The 14412-nt window shown below is 57.0% G+C and carries 15 protein-coding genes; 8 read left to right on the top strand and 7 right to left on the bottom strand.

The window, feature by feature from the left end:
* Positions 1–5: 5 nt before the first annotated feature.
* Together DHN12_RS09925 and DHN12_RS09930 are read left to right on the top strand one after the other, a co-directional pair.
* On the top strand, positions 6–578 hold the full coding sequence (locus DHN12_RS09925) for a peroxidase-related enzyme (RefSeq protein WP_108860178.1): 573 nt from the start codon (positions 6–8) through the stop codon (positions 576–578).
* A complete protein-coding gene (locus tag DHN12_RS09930; protein WP_108860052.1) occupies positions 575–1474 on the top strand; it encodes an OmpA family protein in 900 nt (299 codons plus the stop codon). The genes DHN12_RS09925 and DHN12_RS09930 overlap by 4 nt, the downstream gene beginning before the upstream one ends.
* A 369-nt stretch (positions 1475–1843) precedes the next feature.
* Here the strand turns inward: DHN12_RS09930 and DHN12_RS09935 are convergent, their stop codons facing one another.
* The gene (locus DHN12_RS09935; RefSeq protein WP_159090008.1) at positions 1844–3172 is read right to left on the bottom strand and encodes an isoprenylcysteine carboxylmethyltransferase family protein; all 1329 of its coding nucleotides are present in this window, start codon (positions 3170–3172) and stop codon (positions 1844–1846) included.
* Between the two features lie 131 nt (positions 3173–3303).
* Entirely contained in the window at positions 3304–4209 is a 906-nt protein-coding gene (locus DHN12_RS09940; RefSeq protein WP_108860054.1) for a LysR family transcriptional regulator, read from the bottom strand.
* 228 nt (positions 4210–4437) lie between these two features.
* Here DHN12_RS09940 and DHN12_RS09945 point away from each other — a divergent pair, with 228 nt between their 5' ends.
* Positions 4438–4878: a DUF4399 domain-containing protein gene (locus DHN12_RS09945; RefSeq protein ID WP_108860055.1), complete on the top strand. Its 441-nt coding sequence runs from the start codon at positions 4438–4440 to the stop codon at positions 4876–4878.
* A 26-nt stretch (positions 4879–4904) separates the two neighbouring features.
* On the opposite strand, the gene DHN12_RS09950 is transcribed toward DHN12_RS09945, so the two are convergent.
* The 3 genes from DHN12_RS09950 to DHN12_RS09960 form a co-directional block, all read right to left on the bottom strand.
* Positions 4905–5282 (bottom strand): hypothetical protein, encoded by a 378-nt coding sequence (locus DHN12_RS09950; RefSeq protein WP_108860056.1) that lies wholly within the window; start codon positions 5280–5282, stop codon positions 4905–4907.
* Entirely contained in the window at positions 5279–5530 is a 252-nt protein-coding gene (locus tag DHN12_RS09955) for a hypothetical protein (RefSeq protein WP_108860057.1), read from the bottom strand. The genes DHN12_RS09950 and DHN12_RS09955 overlap by 4 nt, the downstream gene beginning before the upstream one ends.
* 97 nt (positions 5531–5627) lie before the next feature.
* A complete protein-coding gene (locus DHN12_RS09960; RefSeq protein WP_108860058.1) occupies positions 5628–7655 on the bottom strand; it encodes an NADPH-dependent 2,4-dienoyl-CoA reductase in 2028 nt (675 codons plus the stop codon).
* 137 nt (positions 7656–7792) lie between these two features.
* Here DHN12_RS09960 and DHN12_RS09965 point away from each other — a divergent pair, with 137 nt between their 5' ends.
* From DHN12_RS09965 to DHN12_RS09975, 3 genes are all read left to right on the top strand, one after another.
* Positions 7793–8278, top strand: a complete 486-nt coding sequence (locus tag DHN12_RS09965) for an RNA pyrophosphohydrolase (protein ID WP_108860059.1) — start codon at positions 7793–7795, stop codon at positions 8276–8278.
* Between the two features lie 193 nt (positions 8279–8471).
* Positions 8472–9845 (top strand): radical SAM protein, encoded by a 1374-nt coding sequence (locus tag DHN12_RS09970; RefSeq protein ID WP_108860060.1) that lies wholly within the window; start codon positions 8472–8474, stop codon positions 9843–9845.
* Entirely contained in the window at positions 9842–10681 is an 840-nt protein-coding gene (locus DHN12_RS09975; RefSeq protein WP_108860061.1) for a DUF547 domain-containing protein, read from the top strand. The genes DHN12_RS09970 and DHN12_RS09975 overlap by 4 nt, the downstream gene beginning before the upstream one ends.
* An 8-nt stretch (positions 10682–10689) precedes the next feature.
* Here DHN12_RS09975 and DHN12_RS09980 read toward each other — a convergent pair whose 3' ends face one another.
* On the bottom strand, positions 10690–11679 hold the full coding sequence (locus DHN12_RS09980) for an adenosine kinase (protein WP_108860062.1): 990 nt from the start codon (positions 11677–11679) through the stop codon (positions 10690–10692).
* The gene (gene nth, locus DHN12_RS09985; RefSeq protein WP_108860063.1) at positions 11676–12320 is read right to left on the bottom strand and encodes an endonuclease III; all 645 of its coding nucleotides are present in this window, start codon (positions 12318–12320) and stop codon (positions 11676–11678) included. The genes DHN12_RS09980 and nth overlap by 4 nt, the downstream gene beginning before the upstream one ends.
* 118 nt (positions 12321–12438) lie before the next feature.
* Here nth and DHN12_RS09990 point away from each other — a divergent pair, with 118 nt between their 5' ends.
* Positions 12439–13290, top strand: a complete 852-nt coding sequence (locus DHN12_RS09990; RefSeq protein ID WP_108860179.1) for a bifunctional helix-turn-helix domain-containing protein/methylated-DNA--[protein]-cysteine S-methyltransferase — start codon at positions 12439–12441, stop codon at positions 13288–13290.
* Positions 13291–13341: 51 nt separating this feature from the next.
* Positions 13342–14235, top strand: coding sequence for a cation diffusion facilitator family transporter (locus DHN12_RS09995; RefSeq protein WP_108860064.1), 894 nt, complete (start codon positions 13342–13344; stop codon positions 14233–14235).
* The last annotated feature ends 177 nt before the right edge of the window (positions 14236–14412 follow it).

Genomic DNA, 14412 nt, shown 5'->3' on the forward strand with positions numbered 1-14412 from the left:
CCACCGTGACCGACCAAACCCTGCCCACCGCGCTGGACCTGCCGATGGTGGACCCGCTGCCGCCTGAGACGCAGAAGTACTTTGATATCTGTGTCGAAAAACTGGGCTTTGTGCCCAATGTTCTGAAGGCTTATGCGTTCGACATCGACAAGCTGAACGCGTTTACGGCGAATTATAACGACCTGATGTTGGGTGACAGCGGGTTGTCAAAACTGGAACGCGAAATGATTGCGGTGGTCGTGTCCGCGATCAACAAGTGCTTTTACTGTCTGGTGGCCCATGGTGCAGCTGTTCGGCAATTGTCGGGCAATCCCCAATTGGGCGAGATGCTGGTTATGAACTACCGCGTGGCCCCTCTGGACGACCGTCAACGCGCCATGTTGGATTTTGCAGCCAAGATGACGACCGCCAGTACCGAGATCGAAGAACCTGATCGCCAACATCTGCGCGATGTTGGGTTCAGCGACCGGGACATTTGGGACGTTGCCAATGTGACCGGCTTTTTCAACATGTCGAACCGGGTGGCCAGCGCAACAGCGATGGCCCCGAACGACGAATACCATACGCAGGCCCGATGATACGAACCGCAGCCCTTTTTCTGATGATGGCCAGTCAGGGTCTTGCACAGAACCTGACGGTGCCCTCTGGCGCGCGGCTGGTCAGCGACCGGACCAGCGAATTGGACAGCTATGAGCTTCCAATCGGCCCTTTCGTTGACGGTGCAGTGCCCGCAAGAGAGGTTGAAGGAAAGGTCGAACGGTTTACCTGGCGGCTGCAATCGGGCTCTAGCACCACGCTGCAATTGCTGGCCCCGTTGCGGGATCAGATCGCCGCGCAGGGGTACGAGATATTGCTTGAGTGTCAGGCCAAAACGTGTGGCGGGTTCGATTTTCGTTTTGGCACCGAAGTCGTGCCAACACCCGACATGTATGTGGCCATTCAGGACTATCGCTTTTTGTCCGCCATTCGTGGGGGTAATGTGGTCAGCCTGTTGGTCAGCCGCAATCCGCCTGACGGGTATGTGCAGATGATCCGCGTCACACCGGTGGGCGCAGAGGCTCCGCCGCCGCTTGTGATCGACGAGCCGGTCACGTCGCCCAGCGACCTGTTGGCCGAATTGGAGCAAAACGGCCACGCAATATTGGAAGATCTTCATTTCCGCACCGGAGAGATGACGTTGGGCGAGGGGCCCTTTGCGTCGCTGAAATTGGTTGCGGAGTTCTTGAACAAAAACCCAAACATCCGGCTGGCACTTGTGGGTCACACCGATGACACGGGCGCGCTGGATGCCAATATCTCGGTCAGTACCGGCCGTGCGCAGGCCGTGCGTGCCCGGTTGATCGAGGTGCATGGGATCGCGGCAGACCGGGTCGAAGCGCGCGGGATCGGCTATCTGGCCCCGCTCACCTCGAATGCCACACCGGAAGGCCGCGACCTGAATCGCCGGGTCGAGGCGGTCTTGCTGGTCAACTGACGCCTAAATGCAGCGCTCACTTTGAACTGAATGAGATTACACAAGCCTCCCATAATGGAACAAACGAACGCCTTTTAGATTTTGGATTCTCAGAGGAAGTAGTGGTGTGCCGCCTACACCTGCACCAGCCTATTCTCGAGCTTGATCTGATAATAGCCCGCGCCAAGTTGACTGAGGTCACTCAGCTTGAATTGAAGAGCTGTTTTTGTGCCTTGTTGTTTAGCGGCGATGAATAAACCGATCGAGATCTAGTTTACCCTGAACAAGTGCATCTCTGCAAAGTTAACTTCATTTTGATGTTCTAGGTCCTCACAAGGCAGCGCTTTTTCTAGCAGCTTAGAATAGTGTTCAATTGGGTGCCAAGAAACATTAGCGAGTGTGAGGTTTGCGACGACCCGAATGTATCCGCGAAAACAGGCCATTTGCCTTAATCCACTCAGAATATTCACGATAGTCTGCATCCGCCATAAGGTGTTTTTCTTCAGTTTTGGCCCGGGCGTAGTAAACTGCGTTCACTCCAAGTAGCAAAATACAGCTTTGAATAGCCGCCGCCGTTCCGAGGTTTGAAAGGAATGGTACAGACATCAGCCACCACATTGCGTTTTTTGACAGGTACGCCGGGTGCTTGGCATAGCGAAACGGCCCGGTCGTAATTAACCCGCGATGTGTCAGATTCGAGAATCTAATTCCGAATGCAACCGTGGCCCAAGCATAAATCACAGCAAGTACTACGATCGCCGACCCCCATAGTGTCAAAAGCAGTTGCATCCCTTCAAACCAATATGTCCAATCTTGAGTGCCGGATTTGTAATCAAGAGGGCCACCTGAAGTCATGAGAATGAATGGCGGGTAACAGATCAACGCTGCAACCCAAGAAGAAAGGTAAGGGTTTGCTGTTCTGATGTGTGAGTCCAGCGCTTTAAAAGTGCAAAGATATCCAATCGTCCCGATGCAGACGTCCACGAAAAACGTAAATTGAATTAAGAAAAAAACGGTCGGCAGCGGTTTAGAAAAAAAATTACTCAGATCAGCGTTGATCATGGAATGAATGTTCGTCGGCAGGATCGAGATCATAAATGCTAAGAAAAAACCTTTGACGAGCCATGCGCGACAATGATCTTTGACCTTTTGTCGATCGACAGTCGAGTAGTTTAACGTGACCAGCTTTCCAAAGTGCCAAAGCTCGTCGCGAGGATCCACCATGTGGCGAGTGGTAAATGCAATGTAAATTGGCGACAGGATCCAGAGCAATGGAAAAACAACAAGAGACAATGCCCGGGTCAACTCATATTTCGATGCTTCATAGGTTGGGATGAGTTGATAAGCTAGGGCGATCACGAGAAAGGTAGCACCTAGACCTATAGTTTTTGTAACTGTAATCTCCATGACTTCAGACTGGTGTCTTGCCAGCCCATAGTCCAAGCCTGTGGAAGCGCGCAAGTGTGCTTTGTCGAGCAAAATAGTCGATGCAATCATCGTTGCCGCAGGCAAACCCAACAACATCATAATGGATTGCAGCAAAGATACTTCGAAATACGCTGCTCCCATAGTGGCGCAGAACAAGGAAACGACACCGATCAATCCAGTGACTTCGCTTACGGCGGATTTCGGAAGTTGCCTTGAACTGACAAAAGTCGCCGAGTGCGGTGCGCCTACGGATTTTTTCTCGCTGGCATTGGTCTCAATCGCCGTGCTCATTCCCTCACCCTTTTTCATCTCATTGCATGGTATTAAGGAAACCGGCACATGGATTCTGGCCCCCAAAATTTCAGCAGCTTCTCAGAGTATCCTTGCGATGTAATCGCCTTAATGTCGCACTGCTCCTGAGTTCACCAATCCATCGGGCCTTTTTCGTGAAAGGCATCGACGAGAAAATCTATGAATGCCCGCACCTTGGGCTGTGTAAAGCGTCCGGGCGGGTAAACGGCGTAGACGCCTTGAACCTCGTCCGGCAGCGATGGCATCGCATCCACTACAGCACCGGATTTCAGCGCTTCTGCGTACAGATAGCTGGGCAGGTATGCGATCCCCAGACCCGAAATGGCGGCGTTCAACAGGGATTGCCCGTCATTTACGCTCAGCCACCCTGCGGTGCGAACCTGTCTTTTTTCACCCGAAGGCGCGGTCAGCTTCCATACATTGCCAGAGGACTGGCTGGAGTAATGCAGTAGCTTGTGTTCATTCAGTTCGTCAATTTTCTGCGGCCGGCCGAATTTCTCGACATAGCTGGGTGCTGCGACCATCCGCTTGACGGTTTCAGTCAGTTTGCGTGCACGCAGGGTGCTGTCTTCCAGCTCACCGATCCGGACGGCTACATCGAACCCTTCAGAAATCAGCTCGACGTAGCGGTTGTTCAGCACCATGTTCACAGTGATATCAGGATAGGCCGCCAGAAAATCCGACAGAACCGGAGACAGGTGATTGACGCCGAAATCTGTTGCAACGCTGATCCGAAGCAGACCCGAGGGGGCGGATTGCATCGAAGTCACAAGCGCATCAGCTTCGCCCGCGTCATTCAGAACACGCCGTGCGCGGTCATAATATGCCAGGCCAATTTCGGTCGGCGACACGCGCCGGGTCGTGCGGTTCAGCAGCCGTGCGCCCAGACGGGCCTCGAGGCTCGAAACATGCTTTGATACGGCCGATTTGGAGATGCCCATTTTCTTGGCCGCATCGGTGAAGCCACCTTGGTCCACCACATTGGCAAAGGCTTCCATTTCGGTCAGTCGGTCCATTCTCATTCCCCAGGTCTTAGTCCTTTTTTCCAACCTGACGTCCAATCTAGGCGGAAACAGGGCGGACATGGGATAATATCAGGGTTTCAATTCGGATCGTTTGCATATGGGAAACGCGGAAACGATGGTTTCCTAGATGGCCACAAAGCCTGAAAGCCAAGGGTTTTGGGTGATTTCGGCCAGATATGCTAGGGTGACAATGGCAAATTTGTGACCACGGAGGAGATCATGAAAGCCATTTATACCATCGCAGCCATATGTCTGTCCGCGACCCTTGTATGGGCTGGTGGCGAGACGCCGTCGAACCCGGATGCACGGGTCTATTTTGTAAACCTGTCGGATGGCGACACGGTTTCATCGCCGGTGACCGTGGTCTTTGGGTTAAGCGGGATGGGCGTGGCCCCCGCCGGAACCGAGGTGGAAAACACCGGGCACCACCATTTGCTGATCGACCGCCCGCCATTGGGTGAGGGCGAGGACGGTGTGGACGAGCTGGCCTATGGTCTGCCTGCGGACGACAACCATCTGCATTTCGGCGGGGGACAGACCGAGGTGACAACGGAATTGGCCCCTGGTGCACACACGCTGCAACTGGTGCTGGGCGATGCCGGGCATGTGCCACACTCCCCTCCTATTGTGTCCCGGGTGATCACGATAACGGTCGAGTAGCCGACGTGCCTTCGCGGCGCAGGCAACTATGCCACGTCGGGCAATAGGAAAATACGGCGCGCCAGCGCCGAATTCAGCCGTTCTTGTGGATACCATTGGCTGAGGGCTGTCTTGGCCATCAAATCGGGGTTTTCCGCAATGAATGCCTCGAAAGCGCTGGATTGTGAACTGGCAAGACGCTCTGCGATCAGGCTCATGAATGCGTAAGTGATCGTCAGGTTGAACTTATCCTGGGCGCCGGCTTTGGCCGCAAGTGTTCGGATCCCTTTGGCGTAGATCGCTGCAGCATCGATGAAATCGTACTTTCGCAGCAGGTCATATGCGACCTGTACATGTTCGGCATGTCCGAACGTTGTGTTGTCGATGGCGTGTGCCTCAAACGCGCTGGTGATGTCGATGCTCATTCTCCGTCCTCCTTGAAACGGTGGCTGTCCTCGGCTGTCCAGTCGAGGTCATAGACACTTTTGAGCTGTTTGATCTTCTCCAGCGTTTCCTCGGAAAACGCTGGCTTGTTCTCAAAGCTATGCAGAGCAATCCCCTCGATCAGATCGCCAAGGGTCATGTCCAGCGACTCTGCCAGCCCCTTGAGGACTTTCAGCAGGCGTTTTTCGATACGAATTCCCGTTTGGGTGCGTTCAATTTTTGCGCTCATTTAGTACATATGTATAAATATACCAACAGAGTCAAGCGGCACAAAAAAAGCCGCCTCCTTCGAAGCGGCTTTCGTCAGAGCAATTGTTACAATGGCGTCAGAACGTAGCCGCTAGCCGCGTCCCCTGATTGATCGCCCGTTTGGCGTCCAACTCTGCCGCCACATCCGCACCGCCGATCACGTGCGGAGTGATACCCTGTTCGATCAACGCATCCGCCAGGCTGCGCTCGGATACCTGACCGGAACACAGAACGATGGTGTCCGCCGCAATCACGGTCGGGTCGGCACGTTCCTCACCAAAGCTGACATGCAGGCCGTCTTCGTCGATGTGCTCGTAATTCACGCCGCCCACAAAATTGACGTCCTTCATCTTTAGCGTAGCGCGGTGAATCCAGCCGGTTGTTTTACCCAGACCTTTCCCATGCGCCTGTTTCTTGCGCTGTAACAGAGTGACCTCACGCGCAGGTGCCGCAGGTTGCGGACCCTCAGGTGCCAGGCCCGAGCGGTGTTCGGCCGGGTCTGTGACGCCCCATTCCTTCATCCATGCGGGCAAGTCGGTGGTAACGCTGTGGCCGTCTTCCAACAGGAACTCGGACACATCAAACCCGATGCCGCCGGCACCGATCACGGCGACTGACTTACCGACATCCGCCTTTTCGCGCAGTACGTCGATATAATTGATGACGTTGTCCCGATCCTGGCCCGGGATTTTCGGATCGCGCGGAATGACACCAGTAGCGATAACCACTTCGTCAAAGTCGGTCAGGTCGTCAGCGCTGACTTCGCGGTTCAGCTCTACCTTCACACCCAGATCGGTCATCATGGTGCGGTACCAATCGACTAGTCCCCAGAACTCTTCTTTGCCCGGAACCTGCTTGGCCATGTTCAATTGGCCGCCAACCTCCGAGGCGCGATCGAACAGGGTTACGTCGTGTCCGCGCTGCGTTGCAGTCATCGCGGTGGATAATCCCGCGGGGCCGGCGCCGACAATGGCAATCGTCTTTGGCGCTTCAGCTGTGGTGATTTCCAATTCGGTCTCATGGCAGGCGCGTGGGTTCACAAGGCACGAGGTCAACTTGCCGCTAAAGGTGTGGTCCAGACACGCCTGGTTGCAGGCGATGCACGGCGCAATCTGTGCCGCGTTACCTGCAATTGCCTTGTTGACGAAATCTGCATCGGCGAGCATCGGACGGGCCAGAGACACCATGTCGGCGCAACCCGTCGACAGGACCTCTTCGGCTACCTCTGGCGTGTTGATCCGGTTCGAGGTGATGACGGGGATAGAAACCTTACCCATCAGCTTTTTCGTTACCCAGGCGAAGGCCGCGCGCGGAACGCTGGTGGCGATGGTCGGAATGCGTGCTTCGTGCCAGCCGATGCCGGTGTTGATGATCGTGGCACCGGCCTCTTCGATACGCTGGGCCAGTTCAACGACCTCTTCATGGGTCGAGCCATTGGGGATCAGGTCGATCATCGACAGGCGATAGATGATGATAAAATCAGTGCCTACGGCTTCACGCGTGCGGCGAACGACTTCGATCGGCAGGCGCATACGGTTCTCATAGGACCCGCCCCAATGGTCGGTACGCTTGTTGGTGTGTTTCACAATGAACTGGTTGAGGAAATATCCCTCGGACCCCATGATCTCGACCCCGTCATAACCCGCTTTCCGGGCCAGAACGGCAGCGTTCACGATGTCGCTGATCTGTTTCTCGATACCTTCCTCGTCCAGCTCATTCGGCGGGAAGGGCGAGATCGGGGATTTCACCGGGCTGGGGGCCACACATTTCGGACCATAGGCATAGCGACCCGCATGCAGGATCTGCATGGCGATCTTGCCGCCCGCCTCATGAACGCGCTGGGTCACGATGGAGTGGTTCGCGACCTCTTTGTCATTTGTCATCATCGACGCGCCGGGCAGCACCGATCCTTCAAGGTTCGGGCCAATCCCGCCTGTCACCATCAATGCGACACCGCCATGGGCGCGATCGGCATAGAACTCGGCCACACGGTTCCAGTCGCCGGTTTCCTCAAGCCCTGTGTGCATCGACCCCATCAGGACGCGGTTCTTCAATGTGGTAAAGCCCAGATCCAGCGGGGCCAGCATATTTGGGTACGCAGTCATGGCGAACTCTCCCTCCTGATTTTTGCGGATAGATTGACCTTCACGTCGATGTTGTCACGCGAAACCTAACGTCACACCCTTTGCCTTCACCCCGCTGCTTGCTACAGAACCTTCAAAGCATGTTTACGAGGCTGCACATGACCCCCGAAGAGATCGCCAAACTGCCCTATCGCCCTTGCGTGGGGCTTATGCTGATGAATGCCGAGGGCAGGATTTTCGTCGGTCAGCGCAATGATCGCCACAAGGAGGCATGGCAAATGCCTCAGGGCGGCGTGGACAAGGGCGAAAATCCACGGGATGCAGCCCTGCGTGAGCTGTGGGAAGAAACCGGCGTGACCTCGGACTTGGTCGAGATCGTGGCTGAGACGGACGGCTGGCTGCCTTATGATCTGCCACACGACATCGTGCCGAAAATCTGGAAAGGCCGATATCGCGGGCAAGAGCAGAAATGGTACCTGCTGCGATTTACCGGCCAGGACGACCAGATCGACATCCAGACCAAGCACCCGGAATTCAGCCTATGGAAATGGCAGGACCCCAGTAACCTGATCGAAGAAATTGTGCCGTTCAAACGTGAGGTTTATCAGCAGGTGGTTGCCGCCTTTGCGGACCACCTGTCATAAAACAACATGCGCATTGAAGACATCTGGCCCAAGTACCGCGCGCATGGGCTAGGGCGCGGTGCAAACCAAAATGCAGCTCCCGCAACCTCTCCATTGAAATAATCCGGGGGATGGCAGCTGGTTCAATCACCATACCGCACGTTGGCGTGAGGGGGCGTGGCCGCATCTGATCGACCTGTCTAGCTTGACGGGTATGAAGGACACGGCCCCAACTCTCTCTTCTGTAAAACCCGCCGGACGCAAGTTTACCGGCACCGACCGACGCGCTCCGTTGCGCGGCGGTCTGCAAGGGTGCGGGGAATATGGCGCAGGGCAGACGGCAGGCCGGTTCTACCCCATCGCCTGCGTCGCGCTTGAGGTCACGCAACGCTGTAATCTGGATTGCACACTGTGTTACCTCTCGGACCGGGCCGAGATGACCTATGACCCACCGCTGTCGGTTCTGTTTGCGCGTCTCGCCACAATTCACAGCCATTATGGCCCCGGTGTCTCGGTCCAACTGACCGGGGGTGATCCGACCCTGCGCAAGGTGGAAGACCTAGAGGCACTGTGCCGCGAAATTCGCCGCCTGGGCATGCGGGCGTGCCTGATGACCAACGGCATTCGCGCCAGCCGGGCGTTTCTGACGCGGCTTGCGGCGGCGGGGTTGGATGACGTGGCCTTTCACGTCGACATGACGCAGGAGCGCAAGGGGTTCAACAGCGAGACTGAGTTAAATGTGGTGCGCCTCGCCTATATCCGCCACACGCGCGGACTGGGCCTGCGGGTGTTGTTCAACACGACGGTTTTCGGCGGCAATATTGTTGAACTCTCTGCGCTGGCGCGGTTCATGCGAGACCGCCCTGAGGTCGCCTTTGTGTCATTCCAGATGCAAGCCGATACCGGGCGCGGGGTGTTGCGCGAACGTCCCGACGCTATCACGCAGGACAGTGTCATGCGCGCGGTCGAGACCGGATATGAAACGCCCCTGCATTTCGACACGGCTGCAGTTGGGCATTCGAAATGCAATCGCTATGCAAGTGTTGTGACTGCCGGCGGGCGTGCGGTTTCGGTTTTGTCCGCCAAACGCCTGACTCAGAAAGTGATAGCCGCGCTAAGCCGGGCCGAACAAACAACCGACGGCCATATCGACACCGGTGACAGCGTCCGGCGTATGGCACGGCGCAACCCGCTATTGGCGTTGCGGGCGGGCTTGCATCTGCTGAGATGCGTGCTGCGATTGGGCCGAGGATTATTGCGGGGACCTGTCCGCCGGCAATCGGTGTTCATTCATAACTTCATGGCTGCGGACGCGTTGGAGGATGATCGCTGTGCCTCTTGCGTCTTTATGGTCGCAACCGCGAATGGGCCGCTGTCCATGTGCGTTCACAACGCGCAGCGTGACATGCATCTGGCCGCACCGGATCGGGTCGACGGGCCATCTGGCCCAAGCTGGTGGAACGCCGCCGTCCCCCACCTGTCCGCTGGACCCGATCTGCCGGACTTGAGCGATCCGGGTCTGGCCCCGCTCAAGCGGCTCAAAGGGCAGATGCGGGCCATGCGCCGGAACCTAAAGGACGTATCATGAGAAAACTTCTGATCCTGCTGCTGCTTCCGGTTTTGACCGCATGCGCTAGCGTAGAGCGTCTGGCCTTGCCCGCTCCCGAGGCATTGCCGGGGCAGACCCTGACCAGATTTGCGTCCCCACCGGGCGAAAAGGTCGATCACCGCGATTGGACAGCTTTCCTGCACCGTTATGTCGTGACCGACGGGCAGGGCGTGAACCGGGTAACTTACAGGCAGGTGACACAGGCAGACCGGGCGCGTCTGGACGAATATTTGGTCGAGCTTCAATCCGTCGACCCTGCGAGGCTGACACGTGACCAGCAACTGGCCTATTGGATCAATCTGTACAATGCACTGACGGTGGATGTGGTCCTTGCAAACTATCCCGTCGCGTCGATCCGCGACATCAAGGATGGGCCTTTATCGATTGGGCCGTGGAATCAACCTCTGGCGCGGGTGGCCGGGCAGGAGTTGACCCTCAATGACATTGAACACCGCATTATCCGGCCCACATTCGGCGAACCGCGCATCCACTATGCGCTGAACTGCGCAGCTGTGGGCTGTCCCAACCTGATGGATCGCGCCTGGCAGGCCGAGACATTAGAGCGCGATTTCGCCGCTGCCGAGCACACCTATATCAACGACCCGCGTGGCGTGCAGTTCGACCAACGCGGCGGATTGATCCTGTCAAAGATCTTTATCTGGTTCCGCGAGGATTTCGGACCGAATGAAAAATCCGTGCTGGCCTATATCGCGACAGCAGCAGAACCCGAGCTGCGCGCCCGTCTTCAGCAGACGCCGCGTGTCAAAGCGTATCAGTATGACTGGGCTTTGAACGACGCGGCGGCAGGATCTTAATCAGCGGATTACAGCAGCCCTTCGGCGCGCAGCAGTTCCTGCATGTTCGCCTCGGGGCGCGGGCCGATGTGGCTGATGACCTCGCGGGCGCAGATATTGCCGATCTTGGCGCAGGTTTCGTGATCGCGGCCTGTGGCCATGCCAAACAGGAAGCCGGCGGCAAACTGATCGCCCGCACCGGTTGCGTCCACGGGCACGACTTTCTCGACCGGAACGTCGACGCGTTGCCCGTCGCTTAGGACAGTCACGCCGTCGCCGGAGCGGGTGCATACAACAAGCGGGCAGATCGCGGCGGTTTTGGCCAGCGCCTCTTCCAGATCGTCGGTTTCGAACAGGGATTTGATCTCGGCCTCGTTGCCGATGACGAAATCAAGTTCGTTTTCGATCAGCAGCAGGAAATCGACACGGTGGCGTTCCACACAGAAGGGGTCGGAAATGGCGATTCCCGCCTTGCCGCCACCTTTGTGGCACGCGCGCGCGGCCTCTAGAAACGCGGCCTTTCCCTTTTCCTTGTCGAACAGATACCCCTCAAGGAACATGATCTGGCTGTTGCCTGCGACGTCATCCGAAACGTCCAGCGACGACAGTTCCGAGGAAATCCCCAGATAGGTATTCATCGACCTCTCCCCATCGGGCGAGACAAAGATCATCGAGCGCGAGGTCGGCAGTTCGCCACCCGGCACCGGCGGATTCACGAAGTCGACGCCATCTTCATTCATTGCGTCCGCGTAGAACCGGCCCAGAGCGTCATCATGAACGCGCCCGATGAATGCCGAATCTAACCCCAGCGCACCTGCGCCAGCGATGGTGTTGGCAACCGAACCACCCGGCGTCTGAACCCGGCCTTCCATTGAGGCATAAAGCACTTCGCCACGCTCCTGCTCGATCAGCTGCATGATGCCTTTTTCGATGCCCATCAGCTCCAGGAAACTGTCGTCGGCTTGGGAGATCACGTCCACAACGGCGTTTCCGATACCGGTCAGTTGGTAGGTTTTCATAGGTTCTTGTCCTCAAATTCGCAGAGATCGCGGATGATGCAGGTACCGCACATGGGTTTGCGCGTCTTGCAATGATAGCGGCCATGCAGGATCAGCCAGTGATGCGCATGCAGCTGAAAGTCGGTCGGGATATTGTCTTCGATGGCGCGTTCGACGGCGTCCACATTCTTACCGGGGCAAATGCCGGTGCGATTGCCAACACGGAAGATATGCGTGTCCACGGCCTGCGCCGGATACCGCCACCACATGTTCAACACCACATTGGCCGTCTTGCGACCCACACCCGGCAGCGATTGCAGGGCTGCGCGGGAATTGGGTACCTCGCCGCCATAGTCGTCGACCAGAATACGGCTGAGTTTAATGACGTTCTTCGCCTTTTGCCGGAACAGACCAATGGTCTTGATGTGTTCGATCAGACCTTCTTCGCCCAGATCCAGCATCTTTTGCGGCGTGTCAGCGATCTTGAACAAGGCGCGTGTCGCCTTGTTCACACCGACATCGGTTGCCTGCGCAGACAGCGCCACGGCGACGACCAGAGTATAGACGTTGACATGCTCAAGCTCGCCCTTGGGTTCGGGGTCGGCTTCCTGAAAGCGCGTAAAGATCTCGCGGATCCGGTGATATCCGAGTTGTTTTGCCATCCGCGTCTTAATGCCGTTCGGGGCGCGTCGATACAAGTCCAAAGCCAATGCGCAAGTTCCGGGTCGCGAGGGCGTAACCTGCGCGCTATGGTTTGGTCAAGAATATGAGGTAATAGCCATGAACGTCCAGACACCGGAAAGCGGATACCACTACAACGTCATGCGCCGCGCGATCGACCTGATTGATCGAGGCGGAGAAGGCCTGAGCCTGGAAGAGCTAGCACGCCAGATGGATATGAGCCCGGCGCATTTCCAGCGCCTGTTCTCGCGTTGGACCGGGGTGTCGCCGAAACGCTACCAGCAATATCTGACCTTGGGCCACGCCAAGGCATTGTTGCGGGAACGGTTCACCACGTTGGAAACCGCACACAACGTCGGCCTGTCCGGCAGTGGCCGTCTGCACGATCTGTTCCTGAAATGGGAATCCATGAGCCCCGGCGAATACGCGCGCAGGGGCGTCGGGCTGACCATCTATTGGGGCTGGTTCGAATGCCCCTTTGGCCCGGCACTGGTGATGGGAACCGACAAGGGCATTTGCGGCATGGCTTTTGGTGCTGAAACCGGCGAAGAGAACGCGATGGAGGATATGATTTCGCGCTGGCCCAAGGCAGATTTCATCGAAGATCCGATGCGCCTGCGCCCTTGGGTTCGAAGCGCCTTTGGCGCGGCAAGCGACCGGCTGGAACCTACGCCGCTGTACCTCATTGGCTCGCCCCTGCAAATCAAGGTTTGGGAGGCGCTGATGCACATTCCGTCGGGTCAGGTCACCACTTATTCCGAGATCGCACAGCGTGTGGGATTGCCACAAGCCGTGCGCGCGGTGGGAACCGCGGTCGGTCGCAACCCGGTCAGCTGGCTGATCCCATGCCACCGGGCGCTGCGCAAATCCGGCGGGCTGGGTGGCTATCACTGGGGCCTGCCGGTCAAGCGCGCGATGCTGGCATTCGAGGCCGCTCAGGCCGACGCATAGTCACGTCAAAAACAGACTTTTCGCTGCTGCATCCTGTGATAGTGAGAACCTATGAAGCAGGAAAGCGGGCAGATTACACAGACATTCGCGGCGTGGGCCATTCCGGTTTCGGTGGCTGTTTTGCTGCTGAAGCTTCTGGCCTGGTGGGTGACTGGTTCGGTCGCCTTGTTATCGGATGCCCTGGAATCGGTGGTGAATGTGGCGGCCGCCCTGCTTGCATTTTTCGCGGTGCGGATATCTGGCATGCCGCCAGACAAGAAACACCCGTTCGGGCATAAAAAGGCCGAGTATCTGTCCGCAGTGGCCGAGGGAACACTGATTGTTCTGGCCGCGCTACTGATCATTCGTGAAGCCGTCTCTGCCTTGGCTGATCCGCATCTGGCCGGAGAACCGTTCCTGGGTATTGCCATAAATGTGGGCGCGACGTGCTTGAATGGTATCTGGGCGTTTCTGCTGTTGCGGGTTGGGCGACGAGAATCCTCACCGGCGTTGGAGGCGAGCGGAAAGCACATTTTGACCGACATTATGACCTCGGTCGGTGTTGTTGTCGGGTTGCTGATTGCGATGGCGACAGGTTGGTTGATCCTTGATCCCATTATCGCGATTCTGGTGGCCGTCAATATTCTGTGGGAAGGGTGGAAGGTTATCCGCGGCTCGGTCGACGGGTTGATGGATGCTTCGCTGATCGATGGGGAATTGACTTCTGTGCGCGAAACAATCGAAGCCAATTTGGGCCCGGCGCTTGAGTATCATGATCTGCGCGGTCGCAGGTCAGCCAACATGATTTTCGTTGAGTTTCACCTTGTCGTTGACGGTGCCATGTCGGTCGCGGCCGCGCATGACATCTGCGACGATATCGAGGCGGCCCTGAACAGAAAGTTTCCGGGGTCAGTCTTTGTCATCCATCTGGAACCGGACAGCGAGTTGAAAAGTACCAGAGCCTGATTGACAGACACATCCGCCAGTGCGAAATGTCGCCCTCAGGTTCGGGTCCCCTGCCGTTCGCAGCCATTTGGCATTGGTGAAACCCGGTTGATGAACATCTGTTGCCCTTTCCTGGCGCGCGGATGGCAATGCGAACCCCGTCCAGACTTGGCGCCCGTTTAAGGAAACGAGGCAAGA

The sequence above is a fragment of the Ruegeria sp. Alg231-54 genome (genome assembly GCF_900143525.1).
In the GTDB taxonomy this organism is placed as follows: domain Bacteria; phylum Pseudomonadota; class Alphaproteobacteria; order Rhodobacterales; family Rhodobacteraceae; genus Ruegeria.

Coding starts and splice junctions, on each gene's coding strand:
- DHN12_RS09930 (WP_108860052.1), top strand. CDS start 575: ATGATACGAACCGCAGCCCTTTTTCTGATGATGGCCAGTCAGGGTCTT.
- DHN12_RS09935 (WP_159090008.1), bottom strand. CDS start 3,172: ATGAGCACGGCGATTGAGACCAATGCCAGCGAGAAAAAATCCGTAGGC.
- DHN12_RS09940 (WP_108860054.1), bottom strand. CDS start 4,209: ATGGACCGACTGACCGAAATGGAAGCCTTTGCCAATGTGGTGGACCAA.
- DHN12_RS09945 (WP_108860055.1), top strand. CDS start 4,438: ATGAAAGCCATTTATACCATCGCAGCCATATGTCTGTCCGCGACCCTT.
- DHN12_RS09950 (WP_108860056.1), bottom strand. CDS start 5,282: ATGAGCATCGACATCACCAGCGCGTTTGAGGCACACGCCATCGACAAC.
- DHN12_RS09955 (WP_108860057.1), bottom strand. CDS start 5,530: ATGAGCGCAAAAATTGAACGCACCCAAACGGGAATTCGTATCGAAAAA.
- DHN12_RS09960 (WP_108860058.1), bottom strand. CDS start 7,655: ATGACTGCGTACCCAAATATGCTGGCCCCGCTGGATCTGGGCTTTACC.
- DHN12_RS09965 (WP_108860059.1), top strand. CDS start 7,793: ATGACCCCCGAAGAGATCGCCAAACTGCCCTATCGCCCTTGCGTGGGG.
- DHN12_RS09970 (WP_108860060.1), top strand. CDS start 8,472: ATGAAGGACACGGCCCCAACTCTCTCTTCTGTAAAACCCGCCGGACGC.
- DHN12_RS09975 (WP_108860061.1), top strand. CDS start 9,842: ATGAGAAAACTTCTGATCCTGCTGCTGCTTCCGGTTTTGACCGCATGC.
- DHN12_RS09980 (WP_108860062.1), bottom strand. CDS start 11,679: ATGAAAACCTACCAACTGACCGGTATCGGAAACGCCGTTGTGGACGTG.
- nth (WP_108860063.1), bottom strand. CDS start 12,320: ATGGCAAAACAACTCGGATATCACCGGATCCGCGAGATCTTTACGCGC.
- DHN12_RS09990 (WP_108860179.1), top strand. CDS start 12,439: ATGAACGTCCAGACACCGGAAAGCGGATACCACTACAACGTCATGCGC.
- DHN12_RS09995 (WP_108860064.1), top strand. CDS start 13,342: ATGAAGCAGGAAAGCGGGCAGATTACACAGACATTCGCGGCGTGGGCC.